Below are 26,189 nucleotides of genomic sequence, written 5' to 3'. Positions count from 1 at the left end.
TGATTGTCTTTTCTTCTTTTCCTTCTATAGGTTTTGGATCATCATCTAATATATATCGATACTTCTCTTTAATTAATAATCCATCGTAGTATTCATTTAATTGTATGTCTCCCTTTGCGAACTTCTTTTCATATTCTTTGTATTTTGATTCATATGAATCGTAAAGTTCATCATATTTTTCTTCCTCAAGAAGATCTGTAACTTCTGGACTACTAATTCTTTGAACTGGAGGCTTAACATATGAAGTGTCTATAATTCCATCTTCCATAAATGAATTAACAGTTTGTGAAATTCCTGGAATAACTGGTGATTTTGCCCCTGGGATTGGTGGAACATCAATTGCTTTAAAGTTTATCAGTGGTAAATCATCATTCTCTGACTCTATTTCATAATAAAGAGTATCCATACTTTCATAAGGAAGTATTTCTTCATCACCATTAGGCTTAACAATCGTTACTTCTCGAACAATAACAAAGTAAGTTACAACATTATCTCCATCCTCATTTTTTCTTGAATCACTTTCTTTAGGTTGATAACTGAAAACAGTTGGCTGAGATTGAACTTTTTCTACTTCTGAAGTAGGAGTATTATTATCTAATTCTACTGAAGCATCACTCATTGTGGGGATTTCCTGAACTTTTTCTGGAACTATTTCTGAAGAAACAACATTATTTTGTTGATCTATTTCAGATACATTCAAGGTAGTTTTATCGATTGTTGTGTCAGTTCCTTTAGTTTCTTTTGTTATTACCTCTGAAGAAGTATTTATTGATTTTTCCTCAGTTATATTATTATTTAGAACTTCTTTCTCAACTTTTGAAACGCTTTCATTTTTTGGAATAAAATTATCAGCTGATACAGTAGTTCCACTAATAAATAACATTGTTCCCCCCAATAAAACAGAAACAACGCCAACAGTCAATTTACGAATAGCCCATCTCTGTTTGTAATTTGTAGCTAATATCCTGTTTTTCTTTGATAACATAGTAATCACCTCTTTTATTATGGCTTGCTTTTTATCACTTATTTAATCCTTATATGGTTACCCTTCTATCTTAATTATACTTGAATATTTCAGGTTTAATCAACTACTAAAAATTATTTTCTGTTAATTATTATAATTATTTTCTAAATTTCTTTTTAACCTATATATCATGATAAATTTTTTATAATTAAAAATAATTAACATATCTATACTATTTTTCTTCTATTAAATAGTAATCTATTACATAAAAAAGGTCCTGATTAAAAAACAGAACCTCTCTTAGCAGTTGCCCAATAAATTATATATTCACTAAAAATATTTTTACTTTCCCCACTGCATTAAATATTCCTTATTTCCCATCTCATCACTTTGCTTTCGAACAATCTTCAATCCCTGCTTATTGTAAAAACTAACTGCCGCTTGATTTTCAGCATAAACTTCAAGAGTAAATGAATCATACTTACGTTTGATAGCATTCAAAAGTTTACTTCCCACCCCATGTCGACGAAATTTATTTTTTACAAAAATTCCCGCCAAATAGGTATTCTGCATTCCCACAAATCCTATTATTTGTGATTTATCTTCTATAACTATGATCTCAGATTGTTGCAATGCGTCACGAACCATCTCAAAATTATTAATCCAATATTTTCGGTCAACAAAAGGATGTGCATTTAAATTACCTTCTAACCAGATCTTCATTACCTGATCAAGATCATTTGGTTGGAAATCTCTAATAATCATTTAAGCCTCCTAAAAATTATTAATTTTACATAATACATTTTAAAAAATTTCTTGCTACATCATTTCTATAATTTTTCATTTAAAAAATTTAATAACTTCACTAACTTCTTGCCCAACAAACTCTGGTTTCCAATATGTTTCAATATGATTTGATGCTTCAATATATACAACCTTCTTATCATCTGTTCCAGTTGCTTTTTTAAAGAAATCATCTGTCATATATCTAGTATCAGAAATATCACCAGTAATCATTAGTAATGGTTGTTTCAATAAAGCTGCTTGATTTTTAACATTAAAGAATTCTCTGCCGATAACTCATTTCTAAATACACTAAATATTATACTTACAAAATCAGCTTTCATTTGGTAAACACTTTTTTATGATATCCCTTTTTACCACAATATGGACATTCCATTTTTCTTGTTGTTCCATAATGTGGAGCTAAAAGAACAGCTTTCCTGGTTGGTATATACCTCATCTTACAATTAGGGCACTCATAATATCCTGCATCATGCTCAATCATGACAGCATATATAGCAGTTACAAAAATTAGAATTGTACCTAAAATAACGACCATAATTCCTAAAAATTGACTTATTTTCGTCAATAACGTTCCCATAAGTATTAACACAACTGCAGAAATACAACTTAAAGTAGCTAATATCTTTACTGTAGTAAGTAATCTTCTATCTGCTTTTTCTTTTTGGTTTCGTAATTCAATTAAATTTTGTTCAGCTATTTTTTTATAATCTTTCATAACAATTTGTTCTCCAGTTAAGAGTTCATTCACATTAATTTCTAGTAATTGACAGAGATCTAACATCAACGAAGCATCTGGTATGCTTTTACCATTTTCCCACTTAGAGACAGCTCTATCGGTAATTCCTAATTTTTTTGCCAGATTGGCTTGAGTAAAATGTAAATCTTTTCTACGTTTGGCAATAAACTTTCCAATTTTTTCCTGTTCCATAAAAATTCCTCCCTCAAAACTCATTATCTTATTTTATAATTTAAAACACTATGAACCGTTAGTTGAATTGCATTATTTCAAAAAAACAACTAATAGTTGAGTCAAAAAATAAAAATTCAACCAACTTTTTCTTATATTCAAAGTATATCATCACTATTCGAAATAAAATTTATTAAATCATCTCCTACTATACTGCCCTTTAAGAATTTTATCCTCTATAATAAAAAGATCTACCAGAAAACTATCTGATAGATCTTTCAATATTATTCAATTACTAATCTTTGTAGCAATTATCCCCCATAAAATGGGGAACACCCATCTTTAACTAAAACATATAAGGATCACCCCCACCAGATATGGGGAACACATTTTTTATCCTTAAAAATATTTCTAGCAAAGGTCATTAATTAATTTCAAATTGCCACAATGATATCTCACATGTAATTCATTTTACATTCTAACACAGTTTATTGAGAAATTCACTATCCTTTAAACTTAAGTAAATCCTCTTCAGTAATTGTCTTTAGCATATCTATATCATTCATATCATTTGGGCTACTTGCTAATCTTTCAGCCTGGATTGCAATCAATTTTTCGTTAACATTGCGGATCCAGCGTCCATTGCTATGATCATTAGTATTTTCGTAACTATCTTTTACTACTTCTGAATACGTGTCTTCATTTTCTAAAATATATTGTCTCTTTGATAGGTCAAATAAGCCAATTTGCACAACTTCAACAGCAGTATAGTCTTCAAAATCAAAGACATTGGGAATACGACTCTTCAAACCTGAATTCATCTTGAGGAATTGATCCATTTCTTTGGTGTAACCTGCAAAGATAATTACGATGTCGTCGCGATGATCTTCCATGAATTTCAGAATTTCATCAATAGCTTCACGCCCAAAATCATTACCTCCACCTGAACTTAAAGTATATGCTTCGTCTATAAACAATACTCCTCCTAAGGCAGATTCTAGCACATCTCTAGTCTTAGGGGCCGTTTGACCAACATATTCTGCTACCAAATCCGTTCTGGAAACTTCAACTAATTCAGGTTTACGAATAACTCCTTTTTGGAACAAAATTTGTCCCATAATTCGAGCAACTGTTGTCTTACCTGTACCTGGATTACCTAAAAATAACGAATGTAAACTTACCGCAGAAGTTGCTAACCCTTGCTCTTTACGCTTATTATTAATAACACTCATATTAATAAATTTAGAAACTTGTTGTTTAACCTTTTCTAGACCTATCAATGAGTTAAGCTTAGCATAAGCGTCGTCGGCTGAATTTATTTCTAAATCTTTATTTACAACTTGGTTAATGTCATCTTGCGTTATTTCTTGAAGTAAATCTACGCTTATATTATCGCTCTCTGCCAAGCGCAATGCCTGAGCTTTCATAATTTTTTCGTTGACATTGCGGATCCAACGCCCATTACTATGATCATTTTCTTTGTCATAGTAATCTTTAAGTACCTTTTCGTAATACAATTCATCAACAGTGTAATTTCGTTTCTTTAGGTCAAATAAACCAATTCTTACAATTTCATCAGCAGTATAATCTTCAAAATCAAAGACGTTTGGAATACGACTCTTCAAACCTGAATTCATCTTGAGGAACTTTCTCATTTCTTTTGGATAACCTGCAAAAATAATCATAATATCATCGCGATTATCTTCCATAAATTTCAAAATTTCATCAATAGCTTCACGTCCAAAATCATTCTCTCCACCATTGCTTAAAGTATATGCTTCATCTATAAAGAGAATTCCACCTAAAGCTGATTTTAATACTTCTCTAGTTTTTGATGCAGTCTGACCAACGTATTCAGCTACTAAATCTGCACGTGAAACTTCAATCACATCTGGTCGACTAATTACTTGTTTTTGATAAAGAACATCTCCTATAATTCGTGCTACAGTTGTTTTACCTGTACCTGGATTACCTAAAAACAATGAATGCATGCTAGTATTAATTACTTGAAGTCCTTGTTCTTTACGCTTTTGGTTGATAATGTTCAAGTTAATAAACTCTTTAACTTGTTTCTTAACCTTATCTAAGCCAATCAAACTATTTAATTTTTCCAATGCTACATTTGAATCTTCACTTCGAGTCTTATTATCTGTATCTCCTATTGATTCCTCATTTTCTGATGTTGATTTTTGATCATGTTGTCCATCATAAACTAACTTACCGCCATTTTTGGCTTCCATCAAAATATCATCTGGATCACCATTTACAAAATCAATTTTATCAATAGCAGCAAAAGCTTCATTATCTACCCTAACATTAGGATCGATTATCTCTTCAAATACTGCATTTTTTATATATAGCATAGATTCATCTGTACTTAGAATATTAATTATACTTTCTGAGTGTTCATTAAAATGTACACTATTTGCATAACCTGAAGAACGATTGGTCAATAAGAAAATCAACTGTATTGTCGCATTATTTAAAAATACTTGACTGCTATATGCTGCTAGTTTATATATGTAATCATTATTTGATTCAAATACAGAATGTTTTTCTAAATGAACACTTTCTACCTCATCTTGATTATCTAAAATTGAATTATGTGATTTTAAACTAGATTGATTTAAAAAGACGGTTGGATATTTATTTTCTCCATCTATGCCATCGTTAATTATTTTTGAGTCTTCAATCTCTACATTAGATCTAATTGCATATACTGCATTTGTACTGCGAATTCTACTACTTTCAACTCTAGTTAATTTACAATTACTATTTTCAGATGTCCAAATTGAAACTTTATCAAGTGTTGTATTTTCAATTACTAAATTTGCTTGATAAGTCTTAATTGTATCCCATCTTTTTTGATCAGATGTATCTACTATGGAGTTCATAATTTTTACTTGTGCATTATCGTTAGCATACAATAAAACTTTTTTATTAGTATTACTAAAATTGCGTATAATACATTGATTTAAAACGACATTTGCACCATTAACAGTAACTACAGTTCTATCAATATTGTCATTCAAAATCATTTTTTCAAACGAAACTTGATATCCTTTAGTAACTAAGATAGTCCCATTGATAGATGTAGTTAAACTTCCGTCATCTTTCATATCACCAACAAAGCTGAGGTTTTTCTCAATTGTAAATCTATTTTGTCCTAAATTTATTATAGTTCCTGCTTGGAATTGAATTACATCGCCATCACTTGCATTTCTATACGCTTCAGAAAAGTCCCAAACTTTACTTGTACCAAAATTAAATACTTTCTTAGTATTTCCTACAATAAAGGTTGCCATAGTCTCACTTCCTATACCTTAAAGATAGTAAATATTCAAATATTATCCTTCGTCATTTAAAATTATTGTTTTACTTCTTTATTTTACTACATAATTATTGATGGTGCTTTTGGTTTTACTAGTTATAACATATAGTGTAAAAAATATCTTCTGCCGTAACATTAATTACAAGTATTTAGAATACTATAAATTTTTTCAAAATAAAAACTCTATGAAAAACGACATAAATTTCATAGAGCTATTCATTATTTATATCCAGATGCTATTATTCAAAAATTAAATATGACTTAATATACTATTAGCATCATTAATTGATTTATTTACCGCGGTATGATTAACCGTATTAATATCATCGTCTTTTGAAGTTTTATTTACTAAATTAACCTGACACATCTTATACAATAACTCCACTAATAAAACTGTATTTTGAGTTGCAATTTTCTCTTCTTCTGTAAAATCATTCCAATCAGTTTTCTTAAGGTCATTAACTGCATGTGATACATATTCAAAATTTTCTTCATATCTATCTCTAGCTTTTATCAGCGAGACAGTATAGTTTTCTGCCGTAGATTTAAGATCTCTTAAGTATTTACAAATTTTATTTATCTTTTTTTCATTCTCTTCTACTTGTTCCCTAGCTTCATCTACCTGGTCCGACACTTTACTACCAACAATATTGAATATAATTCCACCTACTAATAACCCAACGCCAAGTGTAGTTACGTTCAAAAGAATTGATCCTAGTGCCATGCCACCACCACCTGCCGCTAATGATCCTCCTCCAATAGTGGCAAGCGTTGCATTGGTAGCAGCTGCACCACTCAATGAAGATATTGCAGTTCCAGTAGATGCTGTCCCAAATGCCATCACAGCTGATGCAGTAGCTCCTGAAGCTGCAAAACCGCCTGCAGTACCAAGTGCTGCTCCACCGCCTAATCCCTTTAAAATAACACTAGCACCAGTGGAGACTTCTTTCAAATTTATTCCATCATACTTTGTAAGTACTACTCCATCTTTTTTATACTCTTTAAATATAGGTTTATTCTGAATTTGCTCTATAGTATTTGAAAAATCATCGAAACTTCGTAATATCTCTAGTTCAAATTTTCCAAGTTCATCCATAGTTTTAACTGTTTTTTTGGTTGTATTTTCAAGTCTTCTAATATTCTTTTCATGTCTAGTTTTTATAGATTCCATAGTCTCTTTTGCTTCACTTATTTTTGCTGCTCCATAAATACCACTTCCAATTCCACCAGTAGCGGCGATTGCCGCAGTTACACCTAATAAAATTGATAATAATGACATAGTAATCACTCCTGTCTTTTTGGGAAACGATTTCAAAAATTGCATTATATAGAAATCTATTTCCATTATCTTCTACATGTTCAACTTCTTATAACAATTTAACAGCAGTCAACTATATATTCTGATCATATTATTTAAAAATAAGTGTTGCATTTTTATTCGACATATGTTCGTCAAAATCGCCATTCCATGGTTTATAGTAATTCATTTTTTCAAAAGTATCTAAAAGTATTTTATTCAAATCTTTATTATTCTTAGCCTGATCAAATGCAGCAATTACTCTATTATACTCTTCAGTTTCTTTCTTATATGCTTCAATATCAATCTTTTCAAGTTTTTCTAAATAATCTTGCAAAGCTTTATTAATCCTCTTATAAGCTTCTAAATACTTTTGCAAGGAAAACTTTATTTTTAATCTAATGCAAACTTCTTTAAGGACTAATGTTGTAAATCTATACCATGCAATTAAATTAATTCTCATAAAAAACACTAAAAAATCACCATGCGATCTTACACTTGCATCAATTCCATCCATCATACAGAGAACACCATTTCCAAATATAAGCATAACTCTCAAATCTGCATGTCCCTGTGTTGGGATACATTCTTTAAAGGTTTTCCCATACTGAAAATATCTTCTCAAAGCCCATATCAATCTTATCGATAAATCTGTAATGATTACAGGAATTGCTGTTGATAATCCGAATCTAAAATCGTATCCTTCCTGAAAAGCTCTAGTTGCAATTTTTGCTAAATCTTGTCTGTCTTTTCTAACATTGAATTTACCAAAATTACAAAGACCAAATAATTCATAAAATGGCATTACTACGCCTGATCCACGTCCTACATTTCCCCTACTACCAGAACTTCCTGCAATGTCAGACATTATATGTCCAAACCAATTAGCAATTCCAGAAAACACTTTTGCAATAAAATTACCACCTACTAATTCAAATGTTTCTGTATTAATTGTTATTAACTTTTCTCCAGTCACAAAAGTTGCAGTTGATGTAAACTGATTTAATATTGAGAAAAATAACCCAATAACATCAGGTGAATGCCCTAAAGACATCATGTGATGATTCTTTGTTGACATATCAAATAAGCCACTTACATCAGCCGAATAACGTTGATCATAATTAACTCTAAACTTTTTTTCTAAAAAACCTATCGCACTAGCAACATTATCTACTTTGTTTACCGTAGGAGTCCAACCTACTAGTTTTGCAAAATTTTTTACAGCACTGTCAACCTGGGTATCAGTCCACTTTACTAATAAACTATCGTTAGGTGCACCTACAAAAAATACATCCACCATTCCACCAATCACACCACAAGCAACTGCAGTTAAATAATCATATCTATCACATTTATCCCCTGATTGAATCAATATCCGGTTTTCATCAGAATTCTCAATTAATGCATTCACATCACCTATACCATAATTCATCTAAATCACCCCCCTAGTTTCAGAAAATATCTACAAGTATCCTTGCATTATAATATCTTTTAACAGTAAATTATATATATAAAGTATAACTCTATATTAATAATATCATATTTTCACATTTATATGACAGCATTAAACGTACTTGCTTTAATTTACTGTAAATTCTTATATATTCCAATTGTTTTTACAACAAGTAAATTTAAATTATTTAAAATTCGTTAAATATCAAAAGGGCCAGTGTATTAGTAAAATAGTACACTAGCCCTTTTAAAATTAAATTTGCATCCAACAACAGTATCTGTTACTCTTCTTTTAAATTATCCCATTATTTTTACTATGGCTGTTGTTGAGTCACACAATGAATCATCATGGTGATAAAGTTTGCTTACATTAATTGGCACTACTCGTCTACCTGGATACCAAGTTGCTAATCTTTTCTCTGCTACTTGATCGTTAGGATCACCATATACTGGTAGAAGAACCACTCCATTGCCCAAATAATAACTAATATATGATCCTTGATAATCCAACCCTTTTACATTGTACTTAGTCAGAGGCAACTCCTTGATTTTATAGTGCTTACCAGCCGCATTACTTGCTTGGGTTAATTGACGATAATCACTCATCTTGATTCCTTCATAAAGATTAGCAAAATCTTTTTTAGGAACTGTCACAAATGTCTATTTAACGAATACTTTCTTATGGTATCCTCTTTTTCCACAATATGGACACTTCATTTTTCTTGTTGTTCCATAGTGTGGTGCCAAAAGTACAGCTCTCATTGTAGGTTGATAATGCATCTTACATGATGGACACTCATAGTATCCGGCATCATGTTCAACGGTAACAGCATAAATCGCAGTAGCAAAAATTAGAACTGTACCTAATAACGTAATTCCCGCACCAAAAAACTGATCTGTCTTTGCTAATAACGTCCCTGTTAGCATCAATACAATTGCGGAAAGACAACTCATTGTTGCTAAAACTCTTGCTGTTGTGAGCAATTTTTTATCAGCCATTTCCTTCTGTTTCTCCAACTCTATTAAATTCTGTTCAGCTATTTTCTTATAATCTTTCATAATAATTTTTTCTCCATTTAAAAGCTCATTCACACTAATTTTTAGTAACTGACAAAGTTCTAACATTAATGATGCATCCGGCATACTTTTGCCATTTTCCCACTTGGAAACAGCTTGATTGGTGATACCTAATTTTTCTGCCAAATTAGCTTGAGTAAAATTTTGTTCTTTGCGACATTTAGCAATAAATTTCCCAATTTTTTCTTGTTCCATGAGTGCACCCCTTTCAAAATTATTATCTAACTTTTGTGATATAAGTACCATAAACTAATAGTTGGAAGTTGCTACTATAATGATTCAACTGTTAGTTGAGTTAAGAAATTCCTTAACATTTAACTCTTCTTCACCAAATAAATTATATTGACATTTTTAAAAATTAGTCAATTACAACTAAAAATCTAACTATTAGTTGACATATCAACTCTAATTGTCTTGGCAAAGATTCATTAGAAATACTATAATCGTCTTTAATTACTATTAAGGGGGCTTTACGGTTGAAAGTATCATTTATTGGAACTACTATGCTACTATTTGATGACGGCATAGATCAAATCTTAGTTGATGGTTATGTTACTAGACCTGCTATCACAAGGACTTTCACAACCAAACTTTCTACTGATAAACAAGTTGCTGATCGAGTTCTCAAAGATTTCAAAATGGATAGAGTTCGTGGAATCTTTGTATCCCACTCACACTATGATCATGTGATGGATGTTCCTTATTTTGCAGTTAAATGTAATGCCGATGTCTATGGTTCTCAATCAACTCTTAATGTTGCTAGAGGTGGTGGTGTTAAAGAAAATGTAATTCACTCTTTTGATGACAGCTTAGAATATGAAATTGGAAACTTTAAAATTAAAGTTTTCCACTCCAAGCATTCTAAACCTACAGCAATTAATAATGACTTAGGACAAACAATTGACTATCCACTTCATCAACCAACTAAAATGCATGGCTATGTAGAAGGTGGTTCCTTTGACTTTTTGATCACTAATAAGGACAAATCTTTTTTGGTACGACCAAGTTACAACTACGTTAAAGGTGAATTGGATGGTGTTCATGCTGATGTCTTATTTGCCGGCATTACTAGGATGTCAAAAGACACTCCCGAAAATCGTACCGAATTCTTCAGTGAAACAATAGCTAAAGTTAAACCTAAAACTGTTATCCCTGTTCATTGGGACAGTCTCTTCAGTCCATTATATTCTAAACCTGAAACAATGCCTAAAATTAGTAACGACACTGCAACTTCGATGAGCATTATGGTTGACTATTGCTTAAAACATCAAGTAAACTACCTTGTTCAATTACCATTAACTACTATGGACTACTAAATACAAAGCGACGCCAATTGTCATTATTACACAGACATTAAGGCGTCGCTTTGTATTTAGGTGAGATTATTTAACTAGCATATCATACATGCCAAAATTTTTAACTTGTTCAATCAAATGAATTAATTCTTCCTTCGAATAACTAGTTCCATTCAAAATCCACCATTTAATCGCCGCAATCGTAGTGGAAGCATAGAGCTTTGCAAATAGTTCATACGAGCTACCTGGTTTCATTACAATATTTTCTTTGACCTTATCACTTAAAAGAATTTATTCCAATGAAGATATCAACAGACTTTCACCGTCTCCATGCAAAGTATGAACATTGAAAATTCTAGCAAAGGCTGATTGAAATTTTTCCACAAATAAAAGAATTTCTGTTAATAATTCTTGCTCATCCTGAGCATCTTGCTTTAACGTTATCGGATAATACTTAATATAAAAAGGAACTAACAAAGAAGCACAAAGATCTTCAAAAAGAGCATCTTTAGAGTCATAAAAAAGATAGAAAGTAGTTCGATTGATACCAACCTTAGAAGTTAGGTCGGTAATTCTAATTTCTTGATATTCTTTTTGAACTAGTAAATCTAGCATCCCCTTTTTCAATTGCTCAATTGTCTGAATTGATGATAATTTTCGCACTACTCTTTCTTCCCTTCTACGCAAACAAAGTTATGACTACTTTATTATATATCCTCCAGCATCCAATACATATAGTGCTTTATCAAAATTTTTTTCTTTAACAAAAATATAGTCTATATTAAAGACGAATACCACAAATAATCTTTTTCTAGTTAACTTTATTTAATTCATCAATTGCCTGATCTTCAATAGTAAAGTTATTATCATTCAACTCTTCTAGGCGACTCTTAATTTGTTCAAGTATACATAGTAATTTCTCTTTATTTTTAGCTAGTGTTTTTTCATTGAAATAACAACCTTTACCATGTGAATTAAATTCATAGCACTCGTCATAAAGATCCATGCATTGACTATTCCACATCTCTAAATCTGAATCTCTGTCAACTATTTCAATTCCTGTTATTAATTTTCCCGTAAACGGTTCAGAGTCCCAAATAGGACCATGTTCAAATTCGAGCATCAATTTGATTTTCTGCATATTAGTTTACCCCCAAATATAGACTAATTTATAAAAAGTCTCACTAAAATAATCAGTCTAAATATTCTAGTTTAGATTCTATCAATTAATCCTCATCAAAATAAAAATTTTTTAATCGATAAGTTGTAACTGGTTCTACGTAATAGTGGTACTTTGCCACTAAATCACAGATTTGATCTCCATTAATGAGTGTAATTACCCTAGTTCCTTCTCTAGCGGTTTTCATAGCCTCACGCGTAAAATCTGATGTTGTAATAAAAATACCATACTCAGCATTATGTTTATCCATCGCCCCACGAAATTTATCAATCTCCGGTGCAGAAACTTTTCCATCCCAACGCTTAGCTTGTAAAGCAACACGAGTTGTACGAAAATCATCAGATGTAATGTAGCCAAATCCATCTAAGCCACCATCCCCTACATATCTAACACCTATATTATCATCTAGATCAACTCCCATATGAATAAGTAGCCCTCGACTAAACAACTCAAATTTTTTAGGTGGCATTTTTGCTAAAGCCTCTAACAATTCTGTACGCCAAGCCTCATCATTATCTTCATTGGGATTAATCTCATCATTTAATGGTCCATCTACAATAGATCTAACATCATGAATTGGATCGAACTTTTCAAAATCAACCATCCGCCCTTTTTCTGACAATTCAAGATCATGGTTATTCTCAGTAACGATATACCCTGCCGTGATCAAATGCTTCACAGCAAAATTAAACCTATAGGTAAACGGATGATACTCTTTTTCTGTCTTTTTTGACTTTCTAATTTTATCAACTTGTTCTTCTGAAATTACATCCGAGTGATCACGAATCTCTCGCCTAACTTCTTTACGTGTCACTCGACCCCCAAGCTCTTTCATTGCTTTTAAGACTTCAATCATGATTAAATTTTCAAATTCTATCATTTTATTCTTAGGCACTATCTCTCCCCACTTTTTTATGCTAATTATATTTTGCTTATCCTACACATGCTCCAACACAGTAACACTCTCAACATGCGTTGTTTGTGGAAACTGATCTACTGGCTGAATAGGCTTTGTAACTTGGTATCCTAGTTCCATGAATTCTTGAATATCACGTACTAGAGTTGCTGGGTTACAACTTACATAAACAATTTTTTTAGGTTCCATCGCCACTGCGCTTTGAATCAAACTAGAAGTTAGTCCTTTTCTTGGAGGATCAACCATTATTACATCTGGCTTAATTCCTTGCTTTTGCCATTTTTCCATCCATACTTCAGCTTCTCCAACTTCAAAGTCCAAGTTATCTAAATCATTTAGACTAGCATTATGCTTAGCATCTTCAATAGCTTCAGGAACAATTTCTACACCGTATACCTTTTTAGCAAATTTAGCCATATTTAATGAGATTGTTCCAATTCCACAATATGCATCAATAACAGTTTCTTTTCCTGTTAATTCTGCATTTTCAATTGCTAATTGATACAATTTTTCAGTTTGTTGTGGATTAACTTGGTAGAAAGATTGTGCTGAAATATCAAATTTCAAACCATTCAAAGTATCTTGAATTGTATCTTTACCAGCTAATTTTATAGTTTTCTTTCCTAAAATAACGTTTGTCTTATCTGGATTTACATTCAGCATTACGCTCTTTACATCTGGACATTGTTGTTGAATTAAGAATGCAATTTGATCAAGATTTGGAATTTTTCTTACTCGACTAACTAGAACTACCATCGCCTCATGAGAATAATATCCTCTTCTAACTAAAATATGACGTATCATTCCAGTATGCTTTTCTTCGTTATAAGCAGTAATCTTGCTCATACGCAAAATATCTCTTACTTTTATCAAGATTTCATCTATTCTCTTGTCTTGAATAAGAAAATGTTCCATCGCTACAAAATTATGACTGTTACGTTTGAAAAATCCAATTTCCAACTTACCATTAACTTCTCTTACTGGAACTTGTGCTTTATTTCTGTAATAGTAAGGTGTTTCCATCCCTAAAGTATTTGCTACTTCTAAATTATCCAAATGTACCTTCTGCAACAAATCAGTTACCAATTTACGTTTAAACTTCAATTGTGCAGGATAGCTTAAGTTTTGCAGTGGAGCGATTCCTGTTTGAAGATATATTTTATCTTCATTTTCTACTCTATCCGGACTCTTTTCAATAAAATCTATCACTTTAGCAAAGCCATAATTCTTAGTAACTTTAACCACATGTGCCTTAATTTTTTCTTGGGGTAATGCACCTTCGATAAATAAAGGATAACCATCTACCTTAGCCACACCCATTCCTTGATAAGTTAAGTCTTCAATTGTTAAAATTAAATCTTCATTTTTACTAACAGGTAATTTTTTCTTCATTATCTTCCTTTCCCTAAAAAAAGAGGGCAAAAAGAATTAACTCTTCTGCCCTCTTCTTTAGACTTCATTGGCTTATTAGTTTACTCTTCTTTTTCACCAATTATTCCATCGCCATTTAAATCTTTTTTAGTTACTTCTTCAATATCTTTAACTAATTGCTTAGTATCTTCACTAGCAGTGATTGCACCTTTTGGAATTTCATCAGTATTAGCAAAAAATTCAATATGTTGCTTCAAAGCTGTAAATTTCATTGGTGCATCGCCACCATATTCGCCATCGATATTAATCATAATTCTAGTATCAACTGGCTTAGCAACTAATTTCTTTGTCTTTATATATAAAACACGCTTATCATTAACATGCTTACCACCATTTAAGACCATTGTTATTAAGTGGAGCATTTCAACAAGATTACTTGTCTTTACTACGATAACTGTGAATTTACCATCATCTAGTGAAGCATCCGGTACAATTTGTTCAAAACCACCGATTGAGTTGGTCAATGCTACTAAAAACATTGAAGCTTCACCATCAAATACCCCATCATCATATTCAAGATGCATAGGTACATTCTTCATTTGTGGTAATAATTCTGCGCCCTTTGCTAAGTATGCTAAATATCCAAATAAGGATTTAAGCTCTGATGGAACACTATATGTTAATTCAGTTAGTAATCCACCACCAGCAATATTCACAAAATAATTATCATTTGCCATACCTATATCCATCTTAACAGTTTTACCAGCAGCAATTACTTTTGCAGCTTCAACTGGACTTTCTCTAGGTATTTTTAAAGCACGAGCGTAGTCATTAGTTGTACCAGCAGGAATAATTCCTAGCTGTGGACGTTTCTTTAGCCCTGCAATTCCGTTCACAACTTCATTTATCGTACCATCGCCACCAGCAGCAACAATCAAGCTAAATCCTGCTTTTGCTGCACGTTCAGCTTCATTTCTAGCAGAATTTTCTTCAGCTGTTGTGGCAAATGCACTTGTTTCATAACCAGCATTCTCAAGGATATCCAAAATTTCTACTAAATCACCTTTTAATGCTTCACGACCAGAAGTTGGATTATAAATAATGCGACATCTTTTTTGCATGCTTTTTTCCCCGCCTAAGAGTCTAAAACCTCTTATCTTTCCTTCAAACTAGCCATTAATAATTTGTTTACCATCTTAGGGTTAGCCATACCACGAGTCTTCTTCATAATTTGACCTACTAAGAAACCAATAGCACGATCCTTACCATTCTTAAAGTCTTCGATAGATTGTTCGTTGTTATCAAGAACTTTATCAATGATAGGTTGTAACTTAGCTGGATCTGATAATTGAACCATACCTTTAGATTCAACCCAAGCTTTAGGTTCAGTATCATTTGTAATGATTTCTTTGAACACTTTCTTAGCAATCTTAGAAGAAATTGTTTCATCTTCAATTAATTTAATCATTGTTGCCAAATGTTCTGGAGTTAAAGCAGTATCACTTAATTCTACTTGCTTAGAATTCAAGTAAGCATTAACTTCACCCATCAACCAGTTAGCTGCTAATTTAGGATCTGCTCCTGCAGCTACAGTTGCGTCATAGAAGTCTGACATTTCTTTAGTTTGAGTAAGGACACCTGCGTCATAAGCTGGAATACCCCAATCTTGTGTATATCTTTCACGACGCTTATCTGGCATTTCTGGAATAGATGCACGAACTTCTTCAATCCAATCATCACTAATATGAATTGGTGGTAGATCTGGTTCTGGGAAGTAACGGTAGTCGTTAGCTTCTTCCTTAGAACGCATTAAAATAGTTTCACCACTTGGTTCATCAAAACGACGTGTTTCTTGTTCTACTTCTCCACCAGACATCAGTAAACGTTCTTGACGCTTAACTTCATATTGAATACCTTTGCGTACATGTTCAAATGAGTTAAGGTTCTTCATTTCAGTGCGAACACCCAATTTGTCAGATCCAATTGGTGCAATTGAAACATTAACGTCAGCACGCATGGAACCTTCTTCCATTTTTACGTCTGAAATACCTGTAAATTGAATAACTTGACGTAATTTTGTCAAATATGCGTAAGCTTCATCAGCACTTGAAATATCAGGTTCTGCAACAATTTCAATCAAAGGTGTACCTTGACGATTCAAGTCAACATAAGAATAACCGTCTGGATTATGTGTGTTTTTACCAGCATCTTCTTCAACGTGCATTTCACGGATACCAATCTTTTTCTTAGTACCATCTTCAAGTTCAATTTCTAACCAACCATTAGTACCAATTGGTGTACGAGCTTGTGTAATTTGGTAAGCTTTAGGATTATCAGGATAGAAGTAATTCTTTCTGTCAAAACCAATATCTTGTGTGATATCACAATGAAGTGCTAATGCAGCACGCATTCCAAATTCTAAAGCGCCCTTATTTATTTCAGGTAAGACACCTGGATAACCCCAATCAATAACATTGGTATTTGTATTTTGTTCAGCACCATATTGCACAGGAGAAGGTGAATATGCCTTAGAATTTGTTTGCATTTCAATATGGACTTCTAAACCTACAGTTGTCTCAAAATTCATTAGTTTTGACCTCCTAACGTTGGTATTGCTTTATGAAAATCAGTTGATTGTTCAAATGCATATCCTGCACGATACATTGTACTTTCTGCAAAACGTGGTGCAATTAGTTGTAAACCAATTGGCAATCCATTAGAGAATCCTGCAGGTAAGGACATACCTGGAAGTCCTGCTAAGTTAACTGGAATTGTCAAAATATCATTCATATACATTGTTACTGGATCGTTGATTTCTTCACCAATTCCGTATGCAGTAGTTGGAGATGTTGGAGCTAAAATCAAGTCATAGTCTTTATAAACATTTTCAAAGTCTTGGCAAATCAAAGTTCTAACTTGTGCAGCCTTCTTGAAGAATGCATCATATGAACCAGCAGAAAGAGAGAATGTTCCTAACATGATACGACGCTTAACTTCATCGCCAAATCCTTCAGAACGTGAACGTACATATACATCTTCCAAGTTCTTTACATCTTTAGCACGGAATCCATAACGAATACCATCATATCTTTGAAGGTTTGAAGATGCTTCAGATGAAGCAATAATGTAGTAAACTGGAACACCATATTTACTATGAGGTAGAGATACTTCATCTACTGTTGCACCTAAGCTTTCAAAAGTCTTTACGGCATCCTTAACTGCATTAGCAACGTCCTCGTCTACACCTTCACCAAAGTATTCTTTAGGAACAGCAATTCTCATGCCTTTAACACCATCTTCAATTCCCTTAGTAAAATCAGGAACTTCACGACTGGAGCTAGTAAAGTCATGGGCATCATGTCCACTAATTGCGTTTAACACTAAAGCATTGTCTTTAACTGTACGTGTCAAAGGTCCAATTTGGTCCAAACTAGATGCAAAAGCAATCAAGCCATAACGAGATACACGACCATATGTTGGTTTTACCCCAACAATTCCGTTAAATGCAGCTGGTTGACGAATTGAACCACCAGTATCAGAACCTAAAGATGCTAGAACTTGACCAGATGCAACTGCTGCTGCAGAACCACCAGAAGAACCACCAGGAACTTTTGTAGTATCCCAGACATTCTTAGTAATTTTGAAAGCTGAATTTTCTGTAGAACTACCCATCGCAAATTCATCCATATTCAACTTACCAACTGTAATCATGCCAGCATCATTAAGCTTATCCATTACAGTTGCGTTGTAAATTGGTTCAAAATTTTCTAACATTTTAGAAGCAGCTGTTGTTGTTAAATCTTTAGTTACGATATTATCTTTAATACCGATACCAATACCATCTAAAATAGAATCAGCTTTAACGCCTCGTTCATCAATTTTACGAGCTTTTTCTAATGCTCTTTCCTCATCTAATTTCAAGAAAGCTTCAATTTCTTTATCAACCTTTTTAATGTTATCAAATGTTGACTTAGTTAATTCTTCAACACTATATTTCTTATTTACTAAATCATCGTGAATACTTGCTAAATCATTCTTAAAGTAATCCATTACTATTCCTCACTTTCGTCAATAATTGCTGGAACTTTAATATATCCATCTTGGCTTTGAGGAACATTTTTCATTAATAAATCACGATCTGTTCCTTTTACTGCAACGTCTTCACGTAAAGTATTTATTGCATCTGTTACGTGTGTTGTTACAGGAACATCTGTTGTATCTACTTCGCTAAGTTGTTGAACCATGTTAATAATTTCATCCATTTGTCCAGTAAACTTAGCTAACTCTTCATCTTTAAAAGCAAGCTTTGCTAGCCCTGCAACGTGCTTTACTTCTTCAGATCCAATTGCCATTGTTCATCCCTCTTTCATCACTTATCTATTACTTTAATAATTTTATTACTACTTATAGTTTGTTAATAAGTTTCCTAATTGATATTCTAGCATAATCATTTAAAAATATAAAAGAGACTACTGCAAAAAATAGTCTCACTTTATATATTAATTAGTAACTTCCAAATACATGGGTATAATATCCGCCATTGCCACCTGTTGTTGAAACAAAACTTTGTGTTTCACCATCACTACCATTGATCTTAATATCTACTGGAATACCACTTGGTAAGTATGACTTGGCAGCTTGTGCTACATATTGAGTAAAGCTAGTTATCTCGGTTTCACTATAAAATTGAGTTGTAATTGTTATGTGTAAACCTTGCAAAGTCTTATCTTTATATTGACCTTGTCCCGTTACATTAGAAATATTAGGGAAGAAATTCTTAACTTCTTTTTGGAAATTATCAAATGATGTTGAATCATTGTCATTAGGAAGTTTGTTATCTTCAGTCGCTGGAAGAACGTAACTCTTAATGTTTGTTTCTGTCCAACTTCCGATATCTGTCCCACTCTTACTTACAGTATAGGAGTAGAAATAACCACCTACTAAACTATCATTAGGAGCTTGAGCAAACATCGCAATCACAATTGGTACATTGTTTCCGACTTTTTGACGAACTCGTGCAAGAACTTTCTTAGCAGCTATCTTACCTTCTTCAATTCTCTTTTCTTTAGAAATTGTTGTTGAATAAGTAGCACCATATTGTTCTTTTTGGTAGTAATCCTTTTGATTCATACCAATCCCAATTGTCATACCGGCTAATTCCAATTTACCATTATTTTGCTTCATGTAATCTTGTTCTTCTATTTGTTGAACATAAATTGGGTTTCGCTTATTTGCTTCTTTCTTACCATTGTCGCTAGGATTCAAACCTTCTGGATTAGAACTAGATTTTCTCCCTAACCAATCTTGAATAGTAGCCTTATTTAAATATTGTCCTTCTTGGAAAATGTAACTCTTAGTAGAGAAATGATCCTTAGAAATTGTTGTTAGACCTGCTTCAAAACTCTTCAAATTCAATAGATTATCTGAATTTTGAGAAATCCCTACCCCTCTAGACTTACTTGTCTTATATTCTCCATCTTCAATAATTCCTTGATAATCACTACTATTGTTTTCACCAGTTGTCTGATAACCACTTTTAGATGACTCTGTAGTTGCTGTTGTAGTATTAGAATTACCACCAAGTTTTCCACAAGAAGCCATTAAAGCAGCTGATAGACATAAACTGATAATTATACCAAACTTTTTCAAGATTCTTCCTCCATCTGCTGAATAAATTCTGCTTCATTCATTACTCTAACATTTAATTCTTGAGCTTTTGTCAATTTGCTACCAGCATCATGACCTGCAATAAGTAAATCAGTTTTCTTAGACACACTTCCTGTAACTTTTGCACCATGTGCTTCAAGCCATGATTTAGCTTCGGATCTCTTCAAAGTATCCAAAGTACCAGTTAGAACAACACGTAAACCATTGAAACTACTATCGGTGCTGCTTTCAAGCTGTTCTTCACGAGTTTTCCCTAAGAATTCCAAGTTTACTCCAGCTTGTCGCAATTCATCTAATAATTCCATCACGTGTTCATCTGCAAAATACATTTCAACACTATCACCTATAATTTTTCCTAATGAATCAATCGTTGAAATTTCATCACTTTTTGCTTTAGCTAAGTTATCCATTGACTTATAATTTTCAGCTAATATTCTAGCTACTTTAGCACCAACATGGCGGATTCCTAGTCCAAAAATTAAACGTTCAATAGAATTATTACGACTATTATTGATTGCTGTCAATAGGTTATTCGCAGATTTTTCCTTAAACTTATCTAAAGTTATCAGCTGTTCAAAAGTTAAGCTATAAATTCCGGCAACATCTTTAATCATTTCACGGTTGTAAAGCTGTTCAATTATTCTAGGTCCTAATCCTCTAATATCCATCGCATTTCTTGAAGCAAAATGTGTTAAGCTTTCTTTTACCAAAGCTGGACATTGTGGATTGATACATCTTAGAGCTACCTCATCATCTAAATGAACTAAATTAGCACCACATTCTGGACATTCTGTTGGAATTTGATACTCTACTGAATCTTCTGTTCTTTTAGCTAAAACTACTTCAGAAATTTCAGGAATAATATCTCCAGCTTTATGAAGTTTCACCGTATCGCCTATACGAATATCTTTTTCCCTTAAATAATCAGGGTTATGTAGCGAAGCTCTTGCCACAGTTGTTCCTGCTAACGTTACTGGTTCCATAACAGCAGTTGGGGTTACCACTCCAGTTCTTCCGACTGTCCACTCAATATCTAAAACTTTTGTTTCCTGTTCATCTGGTGGAAACTTATAAGCTATTGCCCATCTAGGAACTTTAACTGTGTTTCCAACTTGAGACTGAACTGCAAAGGATTCTACTTTTAGAACTATTCCATCAATATCGTATGGAAGGTTAGCTCTTTGATCAGTAGCCTCATCAATATAAGCAAATATTTCTTCCTTTGTTTTAACTTGTTTAGATTCATTATTAACTTTGAAACCCCAGCTCTCTAATTTGTTTAAGGCTTCAGTTTGAGTTTTTATCCCCAACTTTTCGGGTTCCATTAAATAATAAATAAAAGTACTCAAGTTTCGACTAGCTGTTATTTTTGTATCTAATTGACGCAAAGATCCTGCTGCTGCATTACGTGGGTTAGCAAAAACAGCTTGCCCTTCTGCTTCACGTTTAGTATTCAGTTCCACAAAAGATTTCTTAGGCATGTAGCATTCTCCACGAACTTCAATTGACACAGGTTCATTTAATTCCATAGGGATTGCCTTGATAGTTTTGAGATTTTCAGTAATATCTTCACCGATTACCCCATTACCACGAGTTGATCCTTTGATAAATTTACCATTCTCATAAGTTAGGGAAATGGCCAAACCATCAATCTTTAACTCACAACTATAATCCAACTTCTGCTCTACACTATTTTCTAAACGCTCTAAAAATTCTATTAATTCCTCTTTAGAAAATACATCACCTAATGACAACATTGGAATATCATGATTTACTTTAGTAAAACCACTTAGAACTTTACCACCTACTCTTTGACTAGGAGAGTCTGCAGTTACTAAATCAGGATTGGCCTGTTCGAGCTCTAATAAACGTTGATAATGTTTGTCATACACGCTATCTTCAACAGATGGAGTATCCAACACATAATATTCATTACTCCAGCGATTTAACTTATCACGAAGCTCTTTTAATTCCATCTCTATATCTTTTTGTGACATATGGGCACCACCTTCCTTATATCTTTGTAATTGGTGCGAATGCTGCTAATAATCGTTTAATACCTTTGCCTTCAAAAGCAATATCTAGTTCTGTATCTTCGCCATCGCCTGAGACCTTGACAATAGTTCCTGTTCCCCAAGCTTTATGAGAAATCTTATCTCCTATATTCCAGCTTTGTTTGTCAGCACCAGTTTCTTTAGGGCGTTCAACAGTTCCTGCTGGCATACGATATTTAGGCTTCTTACTAAATGGCACTTCTCTAGATCTAGTTCTCTTGGATGTTAATGTTGTACTTGCTACCGTTTGATTATCTGATTGAATTAATTCTTCATCAATTTCTTCAATAAAACGAGAAGCTGGATTATTTTGACTCTTACCATACAACATACGAGAAATAGAGTTAGTTAAATAAAGTTCTTCTTCAGCACGAGTTATTCCTACATAGGCCAGTCTGCGTTCTTCTTCAAGTTCATTTTCGTCCATAACTGCTCTAGAAAGTGGGAAAATACCTTCTTCTAATCCCATCAAAAATACAACTGGAAATTCTAGACCTTTTGCAGCATGCAATGTCATCAAAGTAACTTCATCCGGTTCTTCTTCTACACTATCTTGATCTGAAACTAAAGCTAAATCAGCTAAGAAATCAACAAATGGATCACTTTCTTCATCTTCAGGTTCCCAATCTTGATCGAACTGCTTAGTAACCGTTAAAAATTCTTCCAAGTTTTCTAAACGATTACGGTTTTCTAAAGTATCTTCTCTTTGTAAGTTAGCTTTATAACCCGTTACATCTAGAATTCTTTCTGTAACTTCAGTAACATTATGTGCCTTTTGATATTCATGTAACTGTTCTATCATCTCAGCAAACTTTTCTAATTCATTACTTGCCTTGGCAGATACCCCTGCTAAAGCAGCACTCTTGGAAGCTTCTAACATTGACATACCATGAATTTGAGAGAATGTTCTTAATTTTCCAACAGTTACTGAGCCGATACTACGTTTTGGTTCATTTACTATTCTTTCAAAACTCATAGAATCAGCTGGATTAGTTACTAAACGTAAATAAGCTAAAGTGTCCATTATTTCTTTGCGATCATAGAATTTATGCGCTCCAACTAATTTATATGGTATATTTGTTTTCACGAAAGTTTCTTCGATTATACGTGACTGTGCATTAGTACGATATAAAATAGCAAAATCTCCATAATGACGTCCATTATTTCTAATTTGTTCTTGAATTTTTTTAACTACATAATAAGCTTCTTCATTAGCGTTATTTGCACGATAATAATGGATCTTGTCACCTTGCTTATTATCTGTCCATAAAGTCTTATCTTTACGATTTACGTTATTCTCAATCACATTATTAGCAGCTGCTAAAATATTTTTTGTAGAACGATAATTTTGTTCCAATTTAATTACTGTTGCATCTGGGTAATCTTCTTCAAAGTTCATGATATTTTCCATGTTTGCACCACGCCAACCATAAATACTTTGATCTGCATCACCTACAACACATAAATTGCGATATTTACGAGCTAACTTATTAACTAATTCATATTGAGCTTCGTTAGTATCTTGATATTCGTCAACATGAATATAGTGGAATTTACGTTGATAAAATTCCAACGTTTCTGGTGATTCGTTAAATAATCTAATAGTTTGCATGATTAAATCATCAAAATCCATTGCTTGGTTATTCGCAAGCTGATTTTGATATTCAAAATATGCTTTACTTACAATTTCTTCAAATGGTCCATTAGCTTGTTGGGCATAATCTTTAGGATCTAATAGGTCATTTTTGGCATTTGAAATTACACTTAAGATTGCACGTGGATCATATTTTTTAGTATCAATATTTAAATCATTAAGAACCTGTTTCATTAAAGTTCTTTGCTCACTTGTACTTGCAATTGTAAATGATCTATTAAAGCCTATTTTTTCTGCGTCTCTCCGTAAAATTCGTACACATAAAGCATGGAATGTAGATACCCATATATCTTCTGCACCTTCACCCATTAAATTATTTACACGTTCTCTCATTTCACGAGCTGCTTTGTTTGTAAAGGTGATAGCTAGTATGTTCCAAGGATTTACGCCTTTTTCTTCAATTAAGTATGCTACACGGTGAGTTAACACACGAGTCTTCCCACTACCAGCTCCTGCCATTATTAATAATGGTCCTTCTGTACATAAAACTGCTTCTGATTGTTTATCATTCATTCCTGACAAAAACATATTGTCGGTCACAGTACTCATCCTTTCAGAAAAATGTCAATTCTTATTATAACTAAAATCCAATTATTAATCATTAAAAAGAGCGATAACTTTATAATTATTTATCGCTCCATTAACTATTATTCTTTTGATAAATCGTCCCAAATACCAGTCGATTCTATTTGTTGTTTTATTTCCATTTCACTTTCAGCTAATACTATAATATAGCCTTCTGGTTGTGGTCTCATTGATTCTGGGTATCTAAAGAATGTATAATACCAATTATTTTTTAGTACCCATTGTGTACGAATGTCATCAATATTTTCTTCTTCAATCATTACCATGCCTGCAGGTTGAACTAATTTAATATCAACTAATGGCATCTTCACCAAAGTTCTAAGATGTTGCTCAAACATCGAAACATTAGTTGCTTTATCAAAGACGTAGCCAGAATTGTGTAAAGCTGGCACAATTCTTTTTACATACAAAGAACCACTTTCAGTTAGATAGAAAGCTACTTCTAAAGCACCTACATATTTTAAACCACTGACAATTTCACCAGCTAAACGTTTTACTTCCTCCTCTACATCAGGTTGGATATTAGCTGGTACAATTGCCTCATTAAGACGATTTTCTTTATATCTAGTTTCAATTACAGGAAAATATGCTAAATTTCCATCATAATCACGTGTCATTATAACTGATAGTTCTTTATTATAAGGTATCCACGATTCTAAGATATAAGTCCCCATATCAATAATATCTGCACATTTGGCAATATCTGTTTGCTTACGAATTATTTGTTGACGTTTAGGTCCAAATCCTTTTTGAATAGGTTTTAATACACAAGGGTAGCCAATTGAACTAACAGCTTGATAAACGTCCTCTAAGCTAACAATTGTTGCATAAGGGGCAATATTTATATTCATTTGTTCAAAGAAAGCACGTTCCAACAATCTATCTTGTACAATTTCTAAAGTTTCAGAACCTTGCGGAACTTTAGTGAATTTTTGTAGATATGCAATAACTTCAGAAGATATATGTTCTGATTCATACATTACTAAATCACAACGCTCAGCAAAATCTTGTAACTTAGCCTTATCGCTAAAATCACCCACAATCTTAACATCTGCATCTGCTAAAGTAGGACTTCCTTCGTTAGTAGCATAAATAATCACTTTAAATCCTAGCCTTTTAGCTGTTTGAGCCAATCTAATTCCATTAGAACTGTCACCAATAATCCCCAGAGTATCACCTGGAAAAAGTACTTCATTTCCCATAAAAATTCCCTACTTTCGAACTAAATTTATCTTTTTTTATCTCAATTTTTATGTACATATTCATCTTATCATAACTTGAGGAAATAAGTATTTATTTTTGTTTATTTCTAAATATATTAGATTAATTAGTATCTAAAACAATACTTATTACCAATAATTTTAATCCCTTTGTTTCTAAAGTAAAGTAGCTTATATCTTTAATCTGTAAAATAAAAATCAAATGCCAATATTTAGAAGATTTTTTTGAAATAAAAAAACGTTATTCAACAAACTAATGTTAAATAACGTTAATTATCATAAATATCAGCAACTTGTTATGCCGGCTGCAGGATTCGAACCTGTGACCCTCGGTTTACGATACCGATGCTCTACCAACTGAGCTAAGCCGGCATAAGTTTATTAGGATGACCCGTACGGGATTTGAACCCAT

23 protein-coding genes and 1 tRNA gene are annotated in these 26,189 nt (G+C 32.7%); 1 reads left to right on the top strand and 23 read right to left on the bottom strand.

What is annotated here, in order from left to right; translation table 11 throughout:
- From FC55_RS08615 to FC55_RS08575, 9 genes are all read right to left on the bottom strand, one after another.
- Window positions 1-985: YSIRK-type signal peptide-containing protein (locus FC55_RS08615; protein WP_155512832.1), on the bottom strand; the 985-nt coding region annotated here is incomplete at its 3' end.
- A 321-nt stretch (window positions 986-1,306) separates the two neighbouring features.
- The gene (locus tag FC55_RS08610) at window positions 1,307-1,729 is read right to left on the bottom strand and encodes an N-acetyltransferase (RefSeq protein ID WP_004563774.1); all 423 of its coding nucleotides are present in this window, start codon (window positions 1,727-1,729) and stop codon (window positions 1,307-1,309) included.
- Between the two features lie 75 nt (window positions 1,730-1,804).
- The gene (locus FC55_RS08605; RefSeq protein ID WP_004563773.1) at window positions 1,805-1,999 is read right to left on the bottom strand and encodes an alpha/beta hydrolase family protein; all 195 of its coding nucleotides are present in this window, start codon (window positions 1,997-1,999) and stop codon (window positions 1,805-1,807) included.
- A gap of 88 nt (window positions 2,000-2,087) precedes the next feature.
- Complete coding sequence (locus FC55_RS08600; RefSeq protein ID WP_035150355.1) at window positions 2,088-2,699, bottom strand: helix-turn-helix domain-containing protein; 612 nt, start codon at window positions 2,697-2,699, stop codon at window positions 2,088-2,090.
- A 482-nt stretch (window positions 2,700-3,181) separates the two neighbouring features.
- Complete coding sequence (locus FC55_RS08595) at window positions 3,182-5,983, bottom strand: AAA family ATPase (RefSeq protein ID WP_004563771.1); 2,802 nt, start codon at window positions 5,981-5,983, stop codon at window positions 3,182-3,184.
- A gap of 276 nt (window positions 5,984-6,259) precedes the next feature.
- A complete protein-coding gene (locus tag FC55_RS08590; RefSeq protein WP_035150345.1) occupies window positions 6,260-7,288 on the bottom strand; it encodes a hypothetical protein in 1,029 nt (342 codons plus the stop codon).
- 130 nt (window positions 7,289-7,418) lie between these two features.
- Window positions 7,419-8,738, bottom strand: coding sequence for a hypothetical protein (locus tag FC55_RS08585; RefSeq protein WP_004563769.1), 1,320 nt, complete (start codon window positions 8,736-8,738; stop codon window positions 7,419-7,421).
- Window positions 8,739-9,055: 317 nt separating this feature from the next.
- Complete coding sequence (locus FC55_RS08580; protein WP_225356284.1) at window positions 9,056-9,364, bottom strand: agmatine deiminase family protein; 309 nt, start codon at window positions 9,362-9,364, stop codon at window positions 9,056-9,058.
- Window positions 9,365-9,418: 54 nt separating this feature from the next.
- Window positions 9,419-10,030: a helix-turn-helix domain-containing protein gene (locus tag FC55_RS08575; RefSeq protein ID WP_035150343.1), complete on the bottom strand. Its 612-nt coding sequence runs from the start codon at window positions 10,028-10,030 to the stop codon at window positions 9,419-9,421.
- 281 nt (window positions 10,031-10,311) lie between these two features.
- Between FC55_RS08575 and FC55_RS08570 the strand changes: the two genes are divergently transcribed.
- Window positions 10,312-11,151: an MBL fold metallo-hydrolase gene (locus FC55_RS08570; protein ID WP_004563766.1), complete on the top strand. Its 840-nt coding sequence runs from the start codon at window positions 10,312-10,314 to the stop codon at window positions 11,149-11,151.
- Window positions 11,152-11,217: 66 nt separating this feature from the next.
- Here FC55_RS08570 and FC55_RS09945 read toward each other — a convergent pair whose 3' ends face one another.
- The 14 genes from FC55_RS09945 to FC55_RS08505 all read right to left on the bottom strand — a co-directional run bounded on the left by FC55_RS09945 (window position 11,218) and on the right by FC55_RS08505 (window position 26,149).
- A complete protein-coding gene (locus FC55_RS09945) occupies window positions 11,218-11,385 on the bottom strand; it encodes a TetR-like C-terminal domain-containing protein (protein ID WP_004563765.1) in 168 nt (55 codons plus the stop codon).
- 36 nt (window positions 11,386-11,421) lie between these two features.
- Window positions 11,422-11,793, bottom strand: a complete 372-nt coding sequence (locus FC55_RS08565; RefSeq protein WP_057704748.1) for a TetR/AcrR family transcriptional regulator — start codon at window positions 11,791-11,793, stop codon at window positions 11,422-11,424.
- 148 nt (window positions 11,794-11,941) lie between these two features.
- Entirely contained in the window at window positions 11,942-12,271 is a 330-nt protein-coding gene (locus FC55_RS08560; RefSeq protein ID WP_004563763.1) for a hypothetical protein, read from the bottom strand.
- A gap of 85 nt (window positions 12,272-12,356) precedes the next feature.
- Window positions 12,357-13,190, bottom strand: a complete 834-nt coding sequence (locus FC55_RS08555) for a restriction endonuclease (RefSeq protein WP_035150384.1) — start codon at window positions 13,188-13,190, stop codon at window positions 12,357-12,359.
- A gap of 57 nt (window positions 13,191-13,247) precedes the next feature.
- Window positions 13,248-14,618, bottom strand: a complete 1,371-nt coding sequence (gene rlmD, locus FC55_RS08550; RefSeq protein WP_004563761.1) for a 23S rRNA (uracil(1939)-C(5))-methyltransferase RlmD — start codon at window positions 14,616-14,618, stop codon at window positions 13,248-13,250.
- Between the two features lie 80 nt (window positions 14,619-14,698).
- On the bottom strand, window positions 14,699-15,718 hold the full coding sequence (locus FC55_RS08545) for a diacylglycerol kinase (protein ID WP_004563760.1): 1,020 nt from the start codon (window positions 15,716-15,718) through the stop codon (window positions 14,699-14,701).
- Between the two features lie 32 nt (window positions 15,719-15,750).
- Window positions 15,751-17,184, bottom strand: coding sequence for an Asp-tRNA(Asn)/Glu-tRNA(Gln) amidotransferase subunit GatB (gene gatB / locus FC55_RS08540; RefSeq protein ID WP_004563759.1), 1,434 nt, complete (start codon window positions 17,182-17,184; stop codon window positions 15,751-15,753).
- Window positions 17,184-18,647: an Asp-tRNA(Asn)/Glu-tRNA(Gln) amidotransferase subunit GatA gene (gene gatA, locus FC55_RS08535; protein WP_004563758.1), complete on the bottom strand. Its 1,464-nt coding sequence runs from the start codon at window positions 18,645-18,647 to the stop codon at window positions 17,184-17,186. The genes gatB and gatA overlap by 1 nt, the downstream gene beginning before the upstream one ends.
- 2 nt (window positions 18,648-18,649) lie before the next feature.
- The gene (gatC, locus tag FC55_RS08530) at window positions 18,650-18,949 is read right to left on the bottom strand and encodes an Asp-tRNA(Asn)/Glu-tRNA(Gln) amidotransferase subunit GatC (protein ID WP_003702422.1); all 300 of its coding nucleotides are present in this window, start codon (window positions 18,947-18,949) and stop codon (window positions 18,650-18,652) included.
- 151 nt (window positions 18,950-19,100) lie between these two features.
- Window positions 19,101-20,246 (bottom strand): CamS family sex pheromone protein, encoded by a 1,146-nt coding sequence (locus FC55_RS08525; protein ID WP_003701508.1) that lies wholly within the window; start codon window positions 20,244-20,246, stop codon window positions 19,101-19,103.
- Window positions 20,243-22,261, bottom strand: a complete 2,019-nt coding sequence (gene ligA, locus FC55_RS08520; protein ID WP_003701506.1) for an NAD-dependent DNA ligase LigA — start codon at window positions 22,259-22,261, stop codon at window positions 20,243-20,245. Before ligA ends, FC55_RS08525 begins: the two co-directional genes overlap by 4 nt.
- 16 nt (window positions 22,262-22,277) lie before the next feature.
- Window positions 22,278-24,521: a DNA helicase PcrA gene (gene pcrA / locus FC55_RS08515; RefSeq protein ID WP_003701505.1), complete on the bottom strand. Its 2,244-nt coding sequence runs from the start codon at window positions 24,519-24,521 to the stop codon at window positions 22,278-22,280.
- A gap of 98 nt (window positions 24,522-24,619) precedes the next feature.
- A complete protein-coding gene (locus tag FC55_RS08510) occupies window positions 24,620-25,759 on the bottom strand; it encodes a 5-(carboxyamino)imidazole ribonucleotide synthase (protein WP_003701504.1) in 1,140 nt (379 codons plus the stop codon).
- A gap of 317 nt (window positions 25,760-26,076) precedes the next feature.
- Window positions 26,077-26,149 (bottom strand) — tRNA-Thr (locus FC55_RS08505).
- Between the last annotated feature and the right edge of the window lie 40 nt (window positions 26,150-26,189).

The sequence above is a fragment of the Ligilactobacillus salivarius DSM 20555 = ATCC 11741 genome (assembly GCF_001435955.1).
Taxonomy (GTDB): Bacteria; Bacillota; Bacilli; order Lactobacillales; family Lactobacillaceae; genus Ligilactobacillus; species Ligilactobacillus salivarius.
This window is presented reverse-complemented; position numbering and strand designations above follow the sequence as displayed.

Excerpts from the sequence above, each read along its gene's own strand:
- FC55_RS08610 (WP_004563774.1), bottom strand. The coding sequence starts at position 1,729 with ATGATTATTAGAGATTTCCAACCAAATGATCTTGATCAGGTAATGAAG.
- FC55_RS08600 (WP_035150355.1), bottom strand. The coding sequence starts at position 2,699 with ATGGAACAGGAAAAAATTGGAAAGTTTATTGCCAAACGTAGAAAAGAT.
- FC55_RS08595 (WP_004563771.1), bottom strand. The coding sequence starts at position 5,983 with ATGGCAACCTTTATTGTAGGAAATACTAAGAAAGTATTTAATTTTGGT.
- FC55_RS08590 (WP_035150345.1), bottom strand. The coding sequence starts at position 7,288 with ATGTCATTATTATCAATTTTATTAGGTGTAACTGCGGCAATCGCCGCT.
- FC55_RS08585 (WP_004563769.1), bottom strand. The coding sequence starts at position 8,738 with ATGAATTATGGTATAGGTGATGTGAATGCATTAATTGAGAATTCTGAT.
- FC55_RS08580 (WP_225356284.1), bottom strand. The coding sequence starts at position 9,364 with ATGAGTGATTATCGTCAATTAACCCAAGCAAGTAATGCGGCTGGTAAG.
- FC55_RS08575 (WP_035150343.1), bottom strand. The coding sequence starts at position 10,030 with ATGGAACAAGAAAAAATTGGGAAATTTATTGCTAAATGTCGCAAAGAA.
- FC55_RS09945 (WP_004563765.1), bottom strand. The coding sequence starts at position 11,385 with ATGAAACCAGGTAGCTCGTATGAACTATTTGCAAAGCTCTATGCTTCC.
- FC55_RS08560 (WP_004563763.1), bottom strand. The coding sequence starts at position 12,271 with ATGCAGAAAATCAAATTGATGCTCGAATTTGAACATGGTCCTATTTGG.
- FC55_RS08555 (WP_035150384.1), bottom strand. The coding sequence starts at position 13,190 with ATGATAGAATTTGAAAATTTAATCATGATTGAAGTCTTAAAAGCAATG.
- rlmD (WP_004563761.1), bottom strand. The coding sequence starts at position 14,618 with ATGAAGAAAAAATTACCTGTTAGTAAAAATGAAGATTTAATTTTAACA.
- FC55_RS08545 (WP_004563760.1), bottom strand. The coding sequence starts at position 15,718 with ATGCAAAAAAGATGTCGCATTATTTATAATCCAACTTCTGGTCGTGAA.
- gatB (WP_004563759.1), bottom strand. The coding sequence starts at position 17,184 with ATGAATTTTGAGACAACTGTAGGTTTAGAAGTCCATATTGAAATGCAA.
- gatA (WP_004563758.1), bottom strand. The coding sequence starts at position 18,647 with ATGGATTACTTTAAGAATGATTTAGCAAGTATTCACGATGATTTAGTA.
- gatC (WP_003702422.1), bottom strand. The coding sequence starts at position 18,949 with ATGGCAATTGGATCTGAAGAAGTAAAGCACGTTGCAGGGCTAGCAAAG.
- ligA (WP_003701506.1), bottom strand. The coding sequence starts at position 22,261 with ATGTCACAAAAAGATATAGAGATGGAATTAAAAGAGCTTCGTGATAAG.
- pcrA (WP_003701505.1), bottom strand. The coding sequence starts at position 24,521 with ATGAGTACTGTGACCGACAATATGTTTTTGTCAGGAATGAATGATAAA.
- FC55_RS08510 (WP_003701504.1), bottom strand. The coding sequence starts at position 25,759 with ATGGGAAATGAAGTACTTTTTCCAGGTGATACTCTGGGGATTATTGGT.